Source organism: Dokdonia donghaensis DSW-1 (assembly GCF_001653755.1).
GTDB lineage: Bacteria > Bacteroidota > Bacteroidia > Flavobacteriales > Flavobacteriaceae > Dokdonia > Dokdonia donghaensis.
The window spans coordinates 1807501-1827044 of the sequence record NZ_CP015125.1 but is presented as its reverse complement, the minus strand read 5'-3'; the positions used below and the strand labels follow the sequence as shown (position 1 = coordinate 1827044).

Here is a 19544-nt window from a genome sequence, read left to right as displayed (position 1 = left end):
GCTTTCGCGAAAGCGTAATCATCATCCACAAAAGCCTCTTCAAAAATGAAGAGGCTTTTTATTTTTAACAAGTTTATCGGTATTTTGTCACTAGCTTTACTTCAAATCTTTACAATGAAAAATATTTTATACGTACTGATATTTTTAGGGTCGTTACAACCCTTATTCTCTCAAGAAAAATATACGTTGAGCGGTACCATTACAGATGTATCAAGTAATGAAACCTTGATAGGAGTAAGTATCTTATTTCCTGAGCTTAATGATGGAGTTGTGACTAACTCTTATGGCTTTTACTCTATCACCTTGCCTGAGGGTACTTATAAAGTACAGGTGAGCTACTTAGGCTATAAAGATGTAATAGAAACTATAGAGCTCAACAAAGATATACGTAAAAATATAGCCCTCTCTACATCACTAGAGCAACTCGATGAGATTGTCATAGAAGAGAAAGTAGAACGTGTGAGAATACGTAAACCACAAATGAGTGTAAATGCACTAACCTCTGAGACTATAAAAAGTATTCCAGTTGTACTAGGAGAGGCAGACGTTATAAAGGCTATATTGTTGCTACCAGGCGTAACGAGTGCTGGTGAGGGAGCTTCTGGATTTAATGTACGAGGTGGCGCTGCAGATCAAAACTTAATTCTTCTAGACGAGGCTACTATTTTTAACTCCTCACACCTCTTTGGTTTCTTTTCGGTTTTTAACCCAGATGCTATTAAGGATTTGAAACTATATAAAGGAGGTATACCAGCTAGATATGGTGGACGGGTATCTTCGGTTCTAGATATTTATCAAAAGGAAGGTAACAGCAAGAAAACAAAAGTTACCGGAGGTATAGGAGCTGTGGCAAGTAGACTGCTGGTAGAAGGACCTATTGTAGAGGATAAAGCGGCTTTCCTTTTTGGCGGTAGAGCCTCTTATGCACATTTATTTTTACCACTATTTGATATAGATAATAAAGCATATTTCTACGACCTTAATACAAAGATTAATTACAAAATTAATGATAACAATAGCTTGTATCTATCTGGTTATTTTGGTCGAGACCTTTTTAGCGTAAGCGATAGTTTTAAAAATGTATATGGTAATGCGGTAGGTAATTTAAGATGGAATCACATTTTTAGTGACAAGCTATTTTCAAACGCCTCTCTTATTTATAGCGATTACTACTACGGGCTTGATCTAGACTTTGTAGGCTTTGAGTGGAACTCTGGTATTAATAATATAAATATCAAATATGATCTTACCCACTACCTTAACGACAAGATGAAAATCTACTCAGGTATTAATAACTTATACTATACTTTTAATCCTGGTAAAATTCAACCTAATGGTCCAGACTCTGGAATTATAGAAGAGCAACTGGTTAAGAAATATGCAAATGAGTTTGCTGCATATGTAGACGTAGAACATAAATTATCGCAAAACCTGACAGTGGAGTATGGTTTACGTTTTAGTAATTTTACGAGATTAGGACAAGACGAGGTTAATATTTACAGTAATGACCAGCCAGTATCTTTTGATCCTTTCTTGCTTATATATCAAAGCGAAGACCCTATAGGAGTAGATACCTCTTTTTCACGAGGAGATAAACTCGCTACTTATAATGCGCTTGAACCTCGAATTGCAGCTTCTTATGCTTTTAATGACGATACATCAATTAAAGCGAGTTACACGAGACTAGTACAATATTTACATTTATTATCTAACACAAGCTCCCCTACTCCGCTTGACATCTGGACACCCAGTGGCCAGTATGCAGCACCACAACAACTAGATCAATATGCCATAGGTTATTTTAAAAATCTTGAGATAGGAAACAGCGAGTACACTATAGAAACCGAAGCTTTTTATAAAGACATAGATGGCCGTATAGACTACATAGATGGAGCCCAGCTTATTGCAAATGAAGCCATAGAGCAAGTTATTTTACAAGGTGAGGCTAGAGCCTATGGTCTTGAGTTTTTACTACGTAAAAATGATGGAAAATTTAAAGGTTTTCTAGCTTATACCTTATCAAAATCTGAACAACGCACACCAGGAAGAACACCAGAGGAGCTAGGCATAAACCGCGGACAGTGGTATAACACGCCTTATAATAAAACTCACGACATCTCTATGAATCTCAATTATGAGCTTAATGACAAGTGGAAATTTGGTAGTAACTTTTTATTCCAAACTGGACAGCCTACTAACTTCCCTGTGGGTCAATTTGAGTTTCAAGGTATAGTTATCCCTACTTACGGTCCTCGTAACGAGCAACGATTACCTAATTACCATAGACTAGACTTAAGCGCGACACTTACCCCAGAAAAAAATAAGAACAGATCGTGGCAGTCAGAGTGGGTTTTTAGTATTTATAATGCCTATAACCGTCGAAATGCCGCCTCTATAAACTTTAGACAAAACGCAGACACTGGTAATAACGAGGCAGTAAGAACAGCCATTTTTGGAATCATTCCTGCGGTTACCTATAATTTTAAATTTTAGTAAGAGATGAGATATATAACACTCCTTATAGCATTACTACTAGTATTTACATCGTGTGAAGATGTAATAGATGTAGATCTTAATGATGAAGATCCTCGCCTTATTGTAGATGCCCTTATACGAATAGATACTACGCAGCAATTAACAGCGGCAAACATTAAAGTCTCCCTATCTTCATCGTTTTTTGGTGAGATACAACCGGCAGAAGTAGAAAGTATGTTTATTCAAAAAGCAGACGAGTCTGGTTTTGTACCCTATGAGGCTGTACCAGGTGAACCTGGTGTTTACAGACCCTTTGCTACCACAGTCTCTCCCGTAGCAGATAACAAAATAGTAACAAGCTGGCTCACTAGTGATTCTGAGTACTTAATATTTGTAACGTATCAAGATCAAGACTATTTTGCTAGAACAACCTTCGCTCCCTCTGTACCTATAGATACGGTAGAGCAAGGCGATGGTGAGCTTTTTGACCCAGATGATAAGGAGGTTACTATCGCCTTTACAGATATTCCAGATGATGATAACTATTATGTGATAGATCTAGACTTTAATGAATATCTCCCTACAGAAGACCGCTTTTACCAGGGGCAACAATTTGAGTTCTCCTATTTTTATGACTCAGATGATACTCCTCTCAACCCTGGAGACACTATAGATATAAGCATTCTAGGGGCAGATGAGCAGTTTTATGACTATATGAATGGACTTCTAGAACAAAGTCAGCAAGGAGAAAACGGTCCCTTCCAGACACCTACTGCCACGGTAAGAGGTAATTTTCTTAATATTACTGACATAGATAATATAGATCAGTTTGATAATTTAAACAGACCAGATGCGTTTATTCTAGGGTATTTCTCATTATCGCAAGAGTTTTCGGCGAGCTTAGTTATTGAGGAATAGTGTTGCGCTTTCGCGAAAGCGGACTTATCACCACCGTCATTTTTAATTATACAAAGCTATTACTTACTTTAGTACCTATGTCTAAAAGATTGCTATTATCATTTGCGCTAGTCCTGATAACTGGATTAATATATTCTCAAAATGAAATTCCTGAAAATTACTTTGTAAATCCGCTAGATGGCGAGCTTGTACTTGCTGGAAGTTTTGGAGAGCTACGTAGCAACCATTTTCATAGTGGGCTTGATTTAAAAACACAGCGCAGAACTGGCTTACCCGTTTATGCAGCTGCCGAAGGTAGTATCACACGCATAAAAATATCTCACTACGGTTATGGGAAAGCTATTTATGTGGCTCACCCTAATGGTTATACCACCGTGTATGGACACTTACAGAAATTTTGTCCAGAGGTAGAAGCTTATATAAAACGAGCACAATACAAAAAACAGTCTTATGAAATTGAGCTATTTCCTAAAAAAGGAGAGCTCACCATAGATCAAGGAGAGATACTTGCATATAGCGGTAACACAGGAAGTAGTGGCGGCCCTCACCTACATTTTGAAATACGTGATGGTAATGCAAGACCTATGAATCCTTTCTTATTTGGACTTACTGCAAAAGACACTAGAAAGCCTACTATAAATCACTTACGTGCATACCCTATAGGTGATCAATCAACCATCAATAAAGGAACCGAAGCTATAGATGTGCGCCTCACTCAAAAGGCAGACGGGAGTTACCAAGCAGAAAATATAAAGGCCATAGGAGCTATAGGTTTTGCGATAGGTACCATAGACCAGCAAGACCTAGCAAATAATAAGAATGGTATCTATACCATCACGACCTCTATAAATGGTGAGACTAATTTTGAGGTAAAAATGGATAAATTCTCCTTTGCCGAAACAAGGTATCTCAACCGAATGATAGATTATGGGTTATATAAAGACAAAAGAAAGCGCGTACAGAAATTGTTTATAGAGAGAAACAATCCGCTTAGTATATACACTAAGCAGGTTGATAACGGTATACTCACAATAGAAGATAGTCTTGCTTACCAATACCAAATTAAAGTAAAAGATTATGCTCACAACGAAGTGACCATAAACATACCTATAAGTGGTAAAAAAGATAGCCTAAGCTCACCAAGAACAAATACAGAGGGTAAAGACTTTGTATATAGTGACCAAGGATACAATTTTAATGAAGGAAAATTTGAGGTATATATTCCTAAAGGAGCATTTTATGATGACTACTCTTTAAATCTCAAAGCAGAGGGTGACAAACTCACTTTACACAAGGATGTACTACCTGTACATAAAAACATAAGTATCTCATATGACCTATCTGGTTATAATGATGCAGATCGCGATAAGTTATATCTAGGTAGAATAAACTACAAAGGTGATGTGTATTACAGCAACACTCGTATTAAGGATAATAAACTACAAATTAACACACGTACCCTAGGAGAATATACAATTGCAAAAGACACAGACCCGCCGGTGGTAAAGGCGAGCAATTTTACAAAAGGTAAATGGATGTCAAAATATCGCTACCTTAAATTTGAGATAAAAGACCTGGCAAGTGGTATAAAGGGATACCGTGCTACTGTAAATGGTAAGTTTATCTTACTTGAGTATGAGCCAAAAACCAAAACACTTACACACGATTTTAACGATAATGCCGTTACAGATACTAAGAACGAACTCAAACTTATCGTGACTGATAATGTGGGAAATAGTACTACATTTGAAACTACATTCTTTAGAAAACCATCCATTGAAAAATAACTACCTCCTACTCATCCTACTTTTATGTTTTACAACTCTAGGTCTTGCCCAAACGGCAACTATAAGAGGCATCATACTAGATGATAAAAACACACCTGTACCGGGAGCTTCGGTTGCGTTTATGGGAGATGGTACTGTTACAAATGATAATGGTTTTTATGTGATAGTGATTCCTGCAAATGAAGACATCGCAATATCTTATACCTATGTAGGTTTTAAAAAGATAACACAAACCTTCAACCTTAAAGCAAACGCCGATATTGAGTTTAACCCAGTATTAAAAACCGATATTGAACAACTAGGTACTGTTATTATTACGGCTACTACTAGGCAGCGTGTAGAGGGTGTAACTACTATAGCTCCAGAGACTATACGCAAGACACCGGGTGCAAATGCCGGAGTAGAAAATCTTCTCAAGTCATTACCAGGAGTGAGTAATAACAATGAGCTAAGTACTCAATATGCTGTGCGAGGTGGCAACTTTGACGAGAACCTAGTATACATTAATGAGATAGAAGTTTACCGTCCATTTTTAGTACGCTCTGGACAGCAAGAAGGGTTGAGTTTTGTAAACAGTGATCTGGTTCAAAATGTGGCATTTAGTGCTGGAGGCTTTCAAGCAAAATATGGAGACAAGCTATCTTCTGTGCTTGACATTACTTACAGAAGACCTACAGACTTTGCAGCCAGTATAGATGCTAGTCTTCTAGGCGGTAGTATTTCTGGTGAAGGAATTTCTAAAGATGGGAGATTTACAGCACTTGCAGGTGTACGATACCGCGATAATAGCCTTCTAGTAAATGCAAAACAAACAGAAACTAACTTTAAACCACGTTTTTTTGACGCTCAGTCATTACTTACATATAAGTTTACAAATAAATTTCAACTAGACTTTTTAGGAAACATAACCATAAATAAGTATGACTATGAGCCACTTACAAGGCAAACCAATTTTGGTAGCCTTGCTGACCCACTAGCGCTCATTGTTTTTTATGAAGGACAAGAAGAAGATAAGTATGAGACTTACTTTGGAGCCTTAAAAGGTACTTACCAACTTAATGAGCATACCACACTCAAAGTTTTAGGATCTGCATATCACACACAAGAGCAAGAGTACTTTGATATTTTTGCAGACTATCGTTTAGGAAGACCTAATACTAACATAGGTGATGAAGACCTAGGTGATGTAGAGTTTACACAAGGTATAGGCTCACAACTCACACACGCTCGTAATGATCTAGACGCACTTTTTATAAATGTAGAGCATAAAGGAACGTATCTAAAAGATACAGACCAGATAGATTGGGGTATAAAATATACTCGTGAAGATATACGTGATAGACTAGAAGAATATGAGGTTATAGACTCTGCTGGATTTTCTATAAGACCACCTATAGGAGATTTCACAAATGAGCAACCTTATGCGGCATTTGATGCGCCTCTTGAGCCCTTTACAAACATACGTGCCCGTAATAATGTGCAGATTAATAGACTCTCTGCTTACGGACAATACAGCAAACGTACCGAGATAGGAAATAACGAGCTCTGGATAAATGCTGGAGTACGAGCACAACAGTGGACGGTAAGTGGAGATAACATTGAGAGTACAACACAAACCGTAGTAAGCCCGAGAGCACAACTTAGTTTAAAACCTGGTGGCAACTCAGATATGATTTTTAGATTATCTGGAGGTCTCTATGCACAACCTCCTTTATATAGAGAGTTGAGAGACTCACTGGGACAGGTACGACCAGATGTAAAAGCACAAAAGTCTTTTCATCTTGTAGCTGGTCACGACTGGAGTTTTAATCTTTGGGAACGTCCTTTTAAACTAGTGACAGAAGCATATTATAAAGGTCTTACAGATGTAAATCCATATACCTTAGAAAATGTACGCATACGTTACAGAGCTACAAATAATGCCACAGCAAGAGCTTATGGTATAGATACAAGACTAAATGGTGAGTTTGTACCAGGCACACAAAGCTGGATAAGTCTAGGTGTGCTACGCACAGAAGAAAACATAGATAACCAAGGGTATATCCCTAGACCTACAGATCAACGACTAAAGGTTGCTTTTCTATTTCAAGACTATGCGCCTAATATTCCTAGTTTGAAACTTTACATTAATATGGTATACCAGACAGGCCTACCAGGAGGATCACCTAGTTATGCAGATCCTTATGTGTTTTCAGAATTACCTAGGCTGAGAGACTATTTTAGAGCAGATGCAGGTATAAACTATGTCTTTACAGATGCATCAAAACCATTCCCAAAGGGTCACTGGCTGCACGTCTTCAAGGATCTTACGGCTGGTTTTGAAATCTATAACATATTTGATAGACAGAACTCGATTACAAACACCTTTGTAAGAGACGCCAGCACACAACAGCAGTTTGCAATTCCTAACTTTTTATCTCCTAGAGTTTTTAATATACGAGTATCTGCTAAGTTCTAGACTACGCAGGTACACCTTCTAGAAACTCTTTAAGAACACTTATCACGTAGTCTACCTCCTCTTTAGTATTATACTTTGAGAAAGAAAAACGCACGCTAGGTTTTTTAAGATCATCTTCAGATAAGATTTCTTGAAGTACGTGAGAGCCCTTATCACTCCCACTCTGGCAAGCGCTTCCTTTAGAGCAAGCAATACCTTTCATATCTAGTTGAAAAAGAAGCAATAGTGCCTTTTCTGCAGCAATAGGTAAGCATACGTTAAGTAAGGTGTATGTGCTTTTTTCTGGATTGCTACAATTTCCATTAAGTTTTACACTAGGAATTTCTTTTTTAAGCCTTTCGGCGAAATAGGTTTTTAGCTCCTTCACATAATTACTCTCTTCTTCAAGATGAGTATACGCACATTGCATTGCTGTCTCAAGTCCTGCAATATTATGTACACCCTCTGTACCAGCTCGTAAACCACGCTCTTGTGAACCACCAAAGATAAGTGGTTTAAGACCACTATTTTTTCTTATAAATGCAAATCCTACACCTTTTGGACCGTGAAATTTATGTCCAGCAGCCGCCACAAAATCTACAGGAACCTCCTGAAGGTCTATAGCATAATGGCCAATGCTTTGCACCATATCTGAGTGTACAAGCGCTCCATATGATTTACACATAGTCGCAATTGCTTTTATGTCTATCATATTACCTACCTCGTTATTAACGTGCATAAGGCTTACCAATGTTTTTACATCACTTGAAGCGAGCATTTCTTCTAGCTTTTTTTCGTCTGGAGTGCCACAACCTTTTAAGGGAACGTACTCTAGTAAAATGTTATAGGTTTTTGCCGCTTCTTCTGCGGCGTGTAATACTGCGTGATGTTCTATACGTGAGGTAATAATGCGTTGTACTCCTAAGTCTCGAGCAGCACTATTTATGACAAGATTATCTGCCTCTGTACCACCAGATGTAAAAATAATCTCTCCCGCAGTAACATTAAGAATCTTTGCAATGGTTTTACGTGCGCTTTCTACGTGACTTTTTGCCGTGCGACCTACGGCGTGTGTAGAAGATGGATTACCAGGCACCTCTCTCATAACCTCCATCATACGTTCTAATACTTCTTGACGTATTTGAGTGGTTGCAGCATTATCAAAATAAACCTGAGACATAAACGTTATTCCTTAGGGGATTAGTCTACAAAAATAACTAAAATATCCCGACAGCTCTTACACTTTAGCGTTTCTATATGATGAGCAAGGTTGTACCGATAGGGCACATTGTAACTAGTAAGTGCAGGGTGTTAATGCTGTTTAAATAACTTTTTTCGCGAAAGCGTAATTACATCTCTTTACCCTATTTTTGTCATAAACATAATTTATATGAAAAAGCTTCTAGCCTTAGTTATCCTTTCTTTTATCGCTACCTCGTGTGACGATGGTGATCTTATAGTCACAGAGATAGATTTTGATGATCTTGAGCTAGAACTTTGTACAGATAGCGAGTATGTGTTTTATAAAATTAACACGAGTACTAACGAGACGCTAGCACTACAGTTTTCAACCACTCAAGATATTTTTGGAGGAACAGATGAACTTGATGACATAACACTCTCTGGTGATGACCAAGTTTCATACAGACGTTTTGACGAGGCAGTAACCAGCGATTACTTTTGTAGTCTTATACCTCCTGCTACGCCAGTAGTGGCAGAGGAGTTTATAAGTACAGAGGGAGAAGTGCTCATTACAAGAGCAGGGACCGAAACTGATCAAGATGGTATAGCTTCTGAGATAGAAGACCCAGAAGGAGTAGCGGGCACTGCAGACCTTAAGGATACTGATGAAGATGGCATACCAGACATTTTGGACTCTGATGATGATGGTGATAATGTACCTACCGCACTAGAAGGTGTGGTTCTTAATGAAGATGGTACGGCCATAGATACAATGCTCTCTAGAGATTCAGATGGCGATAGTATACCTGATTACCTTGATCCAGATGATGATGGTGATGGAGTGCTCACACGCAACGAAGATGCAAATATGGATCTCAACCCAGCAAATGATAACTCAAATCCTGATGAGCCCACTACAGATGATTACTTAAATCCTCTTATTGCAGTAGAAACTATTGTAGATGAGTATCGTGATAACGAGTATGTGATTACAGACTTTCAGATTTCTATATTTACAAGGTTACTTGTGTATGTAAATCCTGCAAATCAGGATGAGCAACGTGATGAGTCTACTCAAAATTTTGGTCTATATACATCACCAGACGTTGTGATAACAGAAAAGCCAGATTTTATCGAGTAGTGGCGTTTTGGTACAGGTAGACCTCGGTTGCTCCTGCCCCGTATTTTTGAAAATCTGCATCATAAAACTTAATACCGTCATACCTACGTAGTAAAGTATAGAGCTCCTCTCGCAGTACGCCCTCGCCTACTCCGTGTATAAAAACCATTTTTGGGATGCGCTTTCGTATGGCAAAATCTAGTTGACCTCTTGCTGTATCAAGCTGTAGGGTGAGTATCTCATAATTGCTCATACCGCGCTTAGATTTTACAAGTTTATTAATGTGTAGATCTACCTCAAACATAGGAGCATTGCGCTCTTTTGCAGAGACTTTTGGGGCTTGTCGTCTTTTAGGCTGCTCTTTTTCAGAGATTACACTATCTGGTACATAAGCAAGATCGCTGTTAAGTCTATCATCTATAATGGGTATGAGTTCGCTTTCGCGAAATCGTAAAATAAACCCATCACTATCTTCTACAAGTATCTCCCCATCTACCGTCTCTACTACCAGACCTTCAAAATCGTCATCTAGTGCTTGTACCCGTGTTCCTTTTACCATAACAAAGAAGTATTAAACTTATAGGTAAAAATAAGCATTGTAAGGAAAAACTAATTAAGTGTTTCATCATAACTATGGGAGTATTTATAGTATAAATTTGAAAGATTTTATAACAGATTAAACCTTATGCTCTCTTTTTGTTATTAAATTTGAGACTATTGTAAATGGTTACAATGCCATTTTAAAGAAAATACTGCAATGGAAGAATATATGCTACCCTGTATGAATAAAAAATACCTCGGTTTTGAGTGTATGGGGTGCGGCATACAGCGATCTATTGCTTTGATACTAAGAGGTGAGTTTGTAGAAGCGTTTTTTATGTATCCCGCTATTTATCCGCTTGTGTTATTATTTTCACTTCTCATACTTAATCAATTTATTAGTTTTAAATATGCTAATAAGAGTATCATAATTTTAGCTATATTAACGGTCGCTACGATTATCGTGAGCTACATTATAAAAATGACAACTAACTAATTAACCACTCAACAATGGAAAAACAAAAATTACCTAATGTAACGATATCTCTTGTACTAGGGATTATCTCTTTTATAGCTTGCTGTTTTACATCAGGTTTTGGGGGAGTAGTGCTTTCTGGTATTGCATTATTTCTAGCAAACAAAGACAAGAAAACAGCCGCCGAAGATCCAGAGCTTTATGAAAACTATGGCCAGTTAAAAACAGCAAGAATCATTGCTATCATAGGTCTTGTACTAGGTGCCTTAATGGTATTAGCTTTTATAGGTATGTTAATCGCCTTTGGAGGATATGCTGGAATGGAAGAATGGCAACAACAGCAACTAGAGCAAATGGGAGGTTCTTACTAATAAGAAATCCTAATTATATAAAAAGCCGCTTCATTACTGAAGCGGCTTTTTTACTTTATATCATTAAGAGTTATTACTTCTCAAATTGCTTAAGCGTTTTTGTAATAATCGCAACACACTCTAGTAATTGCTCTTTAGTCATTACAAGCGGTGGTGCAAAACGTATGATATTACCGTGTGTAGGTTTTGCTAGTAATCCATTATCACGTAAAGCGATACAAATATCCCACGCAGTAGAGCTATCTTCTGTATCGTTAATAAGGATAGCGTTAAGTAATCCTTTACCACGTACACCATTTACAATAGAGCTGGTCTCAATAAATTTTGCAAGCTCTGCTCTAAAGAGTTCACCTAGCTCTTGTGCATTATCTGCAAGCTCTTCATCTTTAATAACCTCAAGTGCTGCAATACCAATAGCCGCTGCAACCGGATTTCCTCCAAAGGTACTACCGTGATTACCAGGCTTTATTACACCCATAATATCATCATTTGCTAGTACTACAGATACTGGATATGCACCTCCAGATAAGGCTTTACCTAGTATTAAGATATCTGCTTTTACCTCTGGTGTACCAGAACAGTGCTTATCTACACAATCGCAGTTACCACAGGTAGCAAGTAAACGTCCTGTTCTTGCTATACCTGTCTGCACCTCGTCTGCTATGAAAAGTACATTATGTTTTTTACACAGTTCTTTTGCCGCTGCTAGGTAACCCTCACTAGGTACATATACACCTGCTTCTCCTTGTATAGGCTCTACTAGAAAACCTGCTATATTAGAACTGCTGTTAAATGCTTCTTCTAGGGCTTTAAGATTATCATACTCTATTTTAATAAATCCTTTTGTGTAAGGACCAAAGTTTTTACGAGCCACAGGGTCGTTAGAAAATGAGATGATGGTGGTAGTTCTCCCGTGAAAGTTGTTCTCACATACTATAATCTCTGCCTCGTTCTCGTCTATCCCTTTTACCTCATAAGCCCACTTTCTACAAAGCTTAAGAGCTGTCTCTACTGCCTCTGCACCTGTGTTCATAGGTAAGAGCTTGTCATAGTTAAAAGTCTCTGTAGCATACTTCTCAAACTTGCCTAGCATATCGTTATAGAATGCTCTTGACGTAAGTGTAAGTGTTTGTGCTTGACTTGTCATTGCTCCTACAATTTTAGGATGACAATGACCTTGATTTACTGCCGAATATGCAGATAAAAAATCAAAGTATTTTTTTCCTTCTACGTCCCAGACGTAAACGCCTTCTCCCTTTGAAAGTACAACTGGAAGCGGGTGGTAGTTGTGTGCTCCGTACTTGTCTTCCAGAGCGATTGCCTGTTGTGATGTAAGTTGATCAACAGTGGCCATAATGTGTAAGTTTTTTTATTCTATAATTTACAATTCCTAATTCTTAACAATTATGTCAGAGGAGAGAAATCAACCTCATAAAACATAGTACAACTGTGTATTATGTCGTGTTTTATATGCATTTCATCTTTAACGCCTTGATGCTTCTAGAAATAAAATAGCACCCTAAGTAATCGAAGTACATTTGAGTAAACTAAAATAATTAATCAAAATGGACTATCTCAACGATTTACTAAGAAACTTAAGTAGTGGTGATTACTTAATCAACGCACTTGTAGCTATACTACTTCTTATAGTAGGTATATTTATAGCAAAGCTACTCAAAAAATTAACTGCAAAGATCATTAAAAAGAGTGGTCTTGATGAGAAATTAAAAAGTGACACCATCACTTTATCAAAATTTATATCAAAACTAGTTTACTTACTTGTAATGATATTTGTTTTTACACTTGTGCTAGGTCGTTTAGGTCTTACCTCTGCCCTAGACCCACTTAAAAATATGCTAGATGATTTTCTAGGCTTCATACCTCGTATAGTAGGTGCTGGTCTTGTAACATACATAGGGTATATGCTGGCAACAATCGTTGCAGAGTTTGTAGGAATGTCTGGAGACACCATACGTAAATCACTGCCTAAATTAAAAATCTCTACTAAAATTGATGTTGTAAACATCCTTAAGAAGGTAGTTTTCATTTTTGTATTTATACCATTACTTATTGTAGCACTTAATATACTAGAGATGGACTCTATCTCTATACCGGCAACTACAATGCTATCTAGCTTTATGGCTGCTATACCAAAAATAGCTGTTGCAGCAATAATCCTTCTTGCCTTTACAATAGGTGCTCGTTTCTTAAGTGGTCTTGTAAAAGATCTTCTTAACGGGATGAATATGAATGCTACGCTTCAAAAAATGCAACTTGATAAAATGACGGGTAACACAAATGTGGTAAACCTTATAGGTAACATTGTATACTTTTTTATCCTCCTTTTTGGTATCACTACGGCTATAGAAAAGTTAGAGTTCAAACAACTTTCAGAAATCTTTGCAACGATAAATGTATATGGTGGTAAAATATTATTTGGCCTTGTCATTCTAGTGATTGGTAACTTGATTGCAGGTATCGTATATAAAAATATGGCTGCCAAAGAAAACGCTTTCTTAGCCTCTATCGTTCGTATGGCTATTATCGCAATCTTCCTTGCCATAGGCTTAAGCACAATGGGCATCGCAGATGAGATTATCAACCTTGCCTTTGGTCTTACACTTGGTACTATTGCACTTACGGTAGTACTGAGCTTTGGTCTAGGAGGTAGAGAAGCTGCAGGTGAGCAAATGAAAAAAATCTTACATAAATTTAACAATAAGGTGGACTAACACCTCATAAATAATTCCCTCAATAATTAGGCTACTATATTTTTATAGTAGCCTTTTTTTATGCTGTAGTGATTACAAAACACAAGAAGCGTCATACTTTACAAACTATTAATAATCTCTTATAATTTTCGGAAAATAGCTTTAATATAAATCCTACTTTTGCCACTATGGGTAGACGTAAAACTAATCGTAAGATTTTTGAAAATATAGCCGTAACAGATGCCGGCGCAAAAGGTAAAGCCATAGGTCACGCACCAGATGGTAAGGTGTTATTTATAAACAACGCTGTACCAGGAGATGTGGTACACGTACAGACTACAAAAAAACGTAAAGCCTACTATGAGGGTACTGCAACAGAGGTGGTTACGCTTTCGCGAAAGCGTACAGAACCACAATGCCAGCACTTTGAGTTTTGTGGTGGTTGCAAGTGGCAGCATATGGATTATAAGTACCAGCTTGAGTACAAACAGCAAGAGGTAGTAAATAATCTAACCCGCCTAGGAAAAATTGAATTACCAGAAGTTACTCCTATTGCCGGAAGCAAAGAGCAGTACTTCTATAGAAATAAAATGGAGTTTGGATTTTCTGACTCAAAATGGCTCACACTAGAGCAAATAAAAAGTGGCGAGGTGATAGAAGATCGCAACGCCCTTGGTTTTCATATTGCAGGTATGTGGGATAAGATACTTGATATTGAAAAATGTCACCTACAGCGCGACCCTAGTAATACTATACGTAATGGTATAAAAGAATTTGCTACCGCAAATGATATGGCTTTTTACAATGCCAGAAATCAAGAAGGGCTTTTACGCACGCTTATGATACGCACCTCTACTACTGGAGAGCTTATGGTACTCGTACAGTTTTATAAGGAAGATGTACAGAAAAGAGAACTACTTCTCAACTACATAAAAGACACCTTTACAGAGGTTACATCTTTACTATATGTAATTAATGGTAAGGGCAATGACACCATTTATGATCAGGAGGTAATTTGTTATGCAGGGCGTGATCACATCTTTGAAGAGATGGAAGGCCTTAGGTTTAAAATCAATGCTAAGTCCTTTTACCAGACTAACTCAGAGCAAGCATACGAGTTATATAAAATCACAAGAGACTTTGCTGGTCTTACAGGTAATGAGCTTGTATATGACTTATATACAGGTACAGGAACTATCGCACAGTTTGTTGCAAAAAAAGCTAAAAAAGTGATAGGTGTAGAGGCTGTACCAGATGCTATCACTGCTGCAAAGGAAAATGCAAAACTCAATGGTATAGAAAATGCTGAGTTCTTTGTAGGAGATATGAAGAAGGTTTTTAACTCAGAGTTTATTGCCACACACGGTGAGCCAGATATTATAATAACAGATCCACCTAGGGATGGTATGCACAAAGACGTTGTAGACCAGATATTAAATATCTCACCTCAAAAAATTGTATATGTAAGCTGTAATAGTGCAACACAAGCAAGAGATCTTGCGTTACTAGATGACGTGTATAAGGTAACTAAGGTACAACCTGTAGATATGTTTCCTCAAACTCATCACGTAGAGAATGTTGTACTTTTAGAGAAAAGATCATAATGAAAAAATTCTTTTATATACTGTTACTCATTATATGCTTTGGGCAAAGCGCCTGCGAGCGTGATGACATTTGTGCAGAGACTACACCCACTACCCCACTGCTTATTATAAAGTTTTACGATGCAGACAGCCCTTCAGACTCAAAAGCTCCTAATAATCTTGCTATCATAGCAGAAGGATCTATTCCAGAAGATACAGGCTTTACAGTGAGTGCAGGCACAGACAGTATTGCTATCCCTCTACGCACTATAGAAGATGTTACAACCTACTCATTTATAATAAACTCTCAAGAAGAAGATGACGAGCCTATAAATGTAGATGACCTAGTGTTTACCTATATACGCGATGAGGAGTATGTAAGCAAGGCTTGCGGCTTTAGAGTGATATATGACGAGTTACTGGCAGAACTAGTTCCTCAAGATGATGGCTCTTGGATACAGAATATTATAATAGAAAACCCAACGGTAAATGATCAAGTTGAAGCACACATTAGTATTTTTCACTAGCCTACTTTTTACAATTATATCTGCTGGTGTTAGTGCTCAAGATATAGGAGAAGAAGCTATAGCAATTGACACAGTAACAAAAGACCCTACAGATTACTACGGCCTCAGAGTAGGTATAGATTTATCAAAACCTGTACGATCTTTTCTTGATGACAACTACACAGGCTTTGAAGTAGTAGGCGATTTTAGAATAAAGAAAAACTACTATCTAGCCGCAGAGTTAGGTAACGAAACCAAAGTAACAGATCTACCCAATATTGAGAATACTACAAAAGGTAGTTACGTAAAAGCCGGTTTTAATTACAATGCTTATGAGAACTGGTTTGGAATGAATAACCTAATCTATGCAGGTGTACGTGCTGGTTTCTCTAGTTTTAGTCAAGAGCTAGACAGCTATACCATATACACTACAAATCCCCTTTTTGGTGATGATACAAGAGTAGACTCTCAAGATTTTTCTGGACTCAATGCTACTTGGCTAGAGCTTAAATTAGGTTTAGAAGTAGAACTTTTCAGTAATATCTACCTAGGTGTTAATGTTCAGATTAAGAGATCTATCACAACAAAAGATCCAGATGGATATGCAAATCTTTATATTCCAGGCTTCGGTAAAGTTACGGAAGACTCTACGGTAGGTGTGGGTTATGGATATACACTTTCATATCTCATCCCTATTTTCAAAAAATAACAGGGTTAATTACGCTTTCGCGAAAGCGTACAACTATTCATTATCATCTTGGTACTTAGCCTTCTTACTTCCCTCGTACATCTCATATTTAACCAGACGACTTTCTAAACTACCATTAAAACACTTGATTTTTCTACTAGGTCTTAGCCCCACGTGCTTAAGCGACTCCATATTAGAAGTAATCATCCAGGCGTGAGATCCAGGATAACCACCTTTAAGTGTATCACCTATCGCTTTGTAAAACGCTTCCATCTCTATAGGTAAACGCTCACCATAAGGTGGGTTAAACACCATTTGTAAGAAGTCATTACCTTGTTTTTTAGTTTCAAAAAAGTTCTTCTCACTGATGGTGATAAAATCTGAAAGCTGGGCGTTTTTTACATTTTCGCGAGCCTTCTCTACGGCAGATGGTGCTTTATCATAACCAGTAATCGTGTATCTAAAATCTTTAACACGTTTAAGAGCAGATGCCTCAATGAGTTCATACAGGTCTACATCCCAATCTCCCCATTTTTCGAAAGCAAATTCTTTTCTATTTAAGTTGGCAGGCACATTACAGGCTATCATTGCAGCCTCTATACACATTGTACCAGACCCACACATAGGATCAAGAAAATCTGACTGACCGTGCCAGCCACTCATTATAATTAAGCCCGCAGCCAGTGCCTCGTTAATAGGTGCTATGTTTGTCGCAGTTCTGTAACCACGGTGGTGTAATGATGCCCCACTACTATCTAGTGACAATGTACACCAGTTGTCTTGTATATGAACGTTGAGTCTAAGATCTGGATGCTTAGTATCAACACTAGGACGTACGTTTTCTTCTTTTCTAAATTTGTCTACAATAGCATCTTTAGTTTTAAAGGCGACATACTGCGAGTGTGTAAATGTAGTACCGCTTACAGTTGCATTAATCGCAAAGGTCTTCTTTACATCTAGATATTTCCTCCAGTTTATGCGTTGCATACGTCTATAGAGATCATCCTCATTCATCACCCTAAACTCGGCAATGGGTTTTAAAATTTTAATAGCGGTACGACAGCACAAATTTGCTTTGTACATAAACCCCTTATCACCTTCAAAAGAGACATTACGCGTCCCTATTTCTACATTACCAGCGCCTAAGTTTCTAAGCTCTTCTGCTAGAATTTTTTCAAAGCCAAAAAACGTTTTGGCCACCATCTTAAAGTTTTCACTACTCTTACTCATATGCCGCAAAAATACGTTAATTTTACCGCCTTAACGACCCAAAATTACATTCCATTTGCTTGCAATTATTCTTCCCATCATAGCCGTCTTAATAGGACTCACATTTGCAGTTATTTTTAAGCCAGCTGTAAATAATGGGATTAAGCTTTTACTTTCTTTTAGTGGAGCTTTTTTACTTTCAGTAGTCATATTTGAATTTTTGCCTGAAGTATACAGTAGTAATAATTCTAACATTGGGATTTTTATAATGCTAGGCTTACTTATTCAGATCATCTTAGAATTTGGGTCTAAAGGGGCAGAGCACGGTCACGTTCACCATAAAGATGAAGGAACGTTTCCTATATTATTATTTATAAGTCTTTGCTTACACTCTCTTATAGAGGGTTTCCCACTTGCCGAAAATCAAGATTTACTATATGGAGTTATAGTTCATAAAATTCCCATTGCAGTTATTTTATCTGCTTTTTTATTAAACTCAAAAATGTCTACCATACAAACAAGCATTTTTCTAATCATATTTGCTTGTATGACACCGCTAGGAGCATTCTTAAAGACACAGTCATCACTTCTGGAGACTTACAGTAGCGAAGTAAATGCCTTAGTGGTAGGAGTCTTATTACACGTGTCAACAACCATACTTTTTGAATCTTCAAAAAATCATCAGTTTAACGCAACAAAACTTGGTGTAATTTTAATAGGTATAATTATCGCATATTTCTTATAGTTATGTACTCTAAAGAAGAAGCTAAAAAAGTACGGAAGCAGTTTTGGATTTTCTTTGCAAAAAGATATCCCCGTAAATGGCTACTTTATAACACAGGATTAAAAGACGTAACCTTAAAATTTGATTTTACTAATGGCTATGCCTTGGTGGCTATAGATTCTGAATCTAATGACGAAATTGATAAGGCATACTATTACGAAAAACTTCTAAGTCTAAAATCTTTACTACTGGAAGAAGTGTCTCCTAATCTTATTTTTGATGATGAATATCTTCTTGATAGTGGAAAGGTCATCTCTAGAGTTTACATAAGACTTGAAGGAGTGAAAATCAATAATAAAAATGACTGGCCAAAAGTTTTTGACTTTTTATATGAGTATATGTCAAAACTGGAGCTATTCTATCTAGAATATCAAGACTTTATAAAAGACTAGTTGTAATTTCAGTCGCATATATACCCTATACTTTTAAGATTAGAATTCAGAGTGAGTATATTGATATCTCTTAATAAATAATTCTTTAGTAGCGCTTCTCCTTCATAGCAGCTGGTTACAAACATTCTAATATTTATATCGTTTGGATAGCTCTATAAGCGACCTATAACTCTATGTAGTACAGGATACATAAGAATGGTAAACAACTAATTTGAGATTTATAAACTATAAAAGATAATGCTCGATTTAATACAGCATTAAATTTAGATCGCTCCAATATATACACCCATCACTCCCGCACAAAGATATCTGTATTTTATAACCGTAAAGAAGGAATAGATAATAAGGCCGCCCCTACATTACTCA

Annotated in this window: 17 protein-coding genes; 13 read left to right on the top strand and 4 right to left on the bottom strand. The window is 37.2% G+C overall.

What is annotated here, in order from left to right; all coding sequences use genetic code 11:
- Positions 1–114 precede the first annotated feature (114 nt).
- From I597_RS08080 to I597_RS08065, 4 genes are all read left to right on the top strand, one after another.
- A complete protein-coding gene (locus I597_RS08080) occupies positions 115–2493 on the top strand; it encodes a TonB-dependent receptor (RefSeq protein WP_035329105.1) in 2379 nt (792 codons plus the stop codon).
- A 6-nt stretch (positions 2494–2499) separates the two neighbouring features.
- Positions 2500–3393 carry a DUF4249 family protein gene (locus I597_RS08075; protein ID WP_035328238.1) on the top strand — a complete coding sequence of 298 codons (894 nt, stop codon included), beginning with the start codon at positions 2500–2502 and terminating at the stop codon, positions 3391–3393.
- 77 nt (positions 3394–3470) lie between these two features.
- Complete coding sequence (locus tag I597_RS08070; protein WP_035329103.1) at positions 3471–5180, top strand: M23 family metallopeptidase; 1710 nt, start codon at positions 3471–3473, stop codon at positions 5178–5180.
- On the top strand, positions 5170–7638 hold the full coding sequence (locus tag I597_RS08065) for a TonB-dependent receptor (protein ID WP_035328236.1): 2469 nt from the start codon (positions 5170–5172) through the stop codon (positions 7636–7638). The genes I597_RS08070 and I597_RS08065 overlap by 11 nt, the downstream gene beginning before the upstream one ends.
- A gap of 1 nt (position 7639) precedes the next feature.
- Here the strand turns inward: I597_RS08065 and I597_RS08060 are convergent, their stop codons facing one another.
- Positions 7640–8797: a cysteine desulfurase family protein gene (locus I597_RS08060; RefSeq protein WP_035328234.1), complete on the bottom strand. Its 1158-nt coding sequence runs from the start codon at positions 8795–8797 to the stop codon at positions 7640–7642.
- Between the two features lie 210 nt (positions 8798–9007).
- Here I597_RS08060 and I597_RS08055 point away from each other — a divergent pair, with 210 nt between their 5' ends.
- A complete protein-coding gene (locus tag I597_RS08055; RefSeq protein ID WP_052111974.1) occupies positions 9008–9940 on the top strand; it encodes a hypothetical protein in 933 nt (310 codons plus the stop codon).
- Here I597_RS08055 and I597_RS08050 read toward each other — a convergent pair.
- Positions 9930–10478 carry a Smr/MutS family protein gene (locus I597_RS08050; protein ID WP_035328232.1) on the bottom strand — a complete coding sequence of 183 codons (549 nt, stop codon included), beginning with the start codon at positions 10476–10478 and terminating at the stop codon, positions 9930–9932. The two genes, I597_RS08055 and I597_RS08050, sit on opposite strands and share 11 nt — an antisense overlap.
- A gap of 198 nt (positions 10479–10676) precedes the next feature.
- Between I597_RS08050 and I597_RS08045 the strand changes: the two genes are divergently transcribed.
- Together I597_RS08045 and I597_RS08040 are read left to right on the top strand one after the other, a co-directional pair.
- The gene (locus tag I597_RS08045) at positions 10677–10955 is read left to right on the top strand and encodes a DUF2752 domain-containing protein (protein ID WP_035328230.1); all 279 of its coding nucleotides are present in this window, start codon (positions 10677–10679) and stop codon (positions 10953–10955) included.
- Between the two features lie 14 nt (positions 10956–10969).
- A complete protein-coding gene (locus I597_RS08040; protein ID WP_035328227.1) occupies positions 10970–11305 on the top strand; it encodes a CCC motif membrane protein in 336 nt (111 codons plus the stop codon).
- A 73-nt stretch (positions 11306–11378) separates the two neighbouring features.
- Here I597_RS08040 and rocD read toward each other — a convergent pair whose 3' ends face one another.
- On the bottom strand, positions 11379–12659 hold the full coding sequence (rocD, locus tag I597_RS08035; RefSeq protein ID WP_035328225.1) for an ornithine--oxo-acid transaminase: 1281 nt from the start codon (positions 12657–12659) through the stop codon (positions 11379–11381).
- A gap of 211 nt (positions 12660–12870) precedes the next feature.
- On the opposite strand from rocD, the gene I597_RS08030 reads away from it, so the two are divergent.
- The 4 genes from I597_RS08030 (at position 12871) to I597_RS08015 (ending at position 16814) form a co-directional block, all read left to right on the top strand.
- The gene (locus I597_RS08030; protein WP_035328223.1) at positions 12871–14037 is read left to right on the top strand and encodes a mechanosensitive ion channel; all 1167 of its coding nucleotides are present in this window, start codon (positions 12871–12873) and stop codon (positions 14035–14037) included.
- Between the two features lie 167 nt (positions 14038–14204).
- Entirely contained in the window at positions 14205–15620 is a 1416-nt protein-coding gene (gene rlmD / locus I597_RS08025; RefSeq protein ID WP_035328220.1) for a 23S rRNA (uracil(1939)-C(5))-methyltransferase RlmD, read from the top strand.
- Positions 15620–16126 (top strand): DUF6452 family protein, encoded by a 507-nt coding sequence (locus I597_RS08020; RefSeq protein WP_035328217.1) that lies wholly within the window; start codon positions 15620–15622, stop codon positions 16124–16126. The genes rlmD and I597_RS08020 overlap by 1 nt, the downstream gene beginning before the upstream one ends.
- Positions 16089–16814, top strand: a complete 726-nt coding sequence (locus I597_RS08015) for a DUF6048 family protein (RefSeq protein ID WP_035328213.1) — start codon at positions 16089–16091, stop codon at positions 16812–16814. Before I597_RS08020 ends, I597_RS08015 begins: the two co-directional genes overlap by 38 nt.
- 33 nt (positions 16815–16847) lie before the next feature.
- On the opposite strand, the gene I597_RS08010 is transcribed toward I597_RS08015, so the two are convergent.
- Positions 16848–17996 (bottom strand): THUMP domain-containing class I SAM-dependent RNA methyltransferase, encoded by a 1149-nt coding sequence (locus tag I597_RS08010; RefSeq protein ID WP_035329099.1) that lies wholly within the window; start codon positions 17994–17996, stop codon positions 16848–16850.
- Between the two features lie 82 nt (positions 17997–18078).
- Between I597_RS08010 and I597_RS08005 the strand changes: the two genes are divergently transcribed.
- Positions 18079–18747 (top strand): ZIP family metal transporter, encoded by a 669-nt coding sequence (locus I597_RS08005; RefSeq protein WP_035328211.1) that lies wholly within the window; start codon positions 18079–18081, stop codon positions 18745–18747.
- A 2-nt stretch (positions 18748–18749) separates the two neighbouring features.
- Positions 18750–19178, top strand: a complete 429-nt coding sequence (locus I597_RS08000) for a DUF4268 domain-containing protein (protein ID WP_035328209.1) — start codon at positions 18750–18752, stop codon at positions 19176–19178.
- Positions 19179–19544 lie beyond the last annotated feature (366 nt).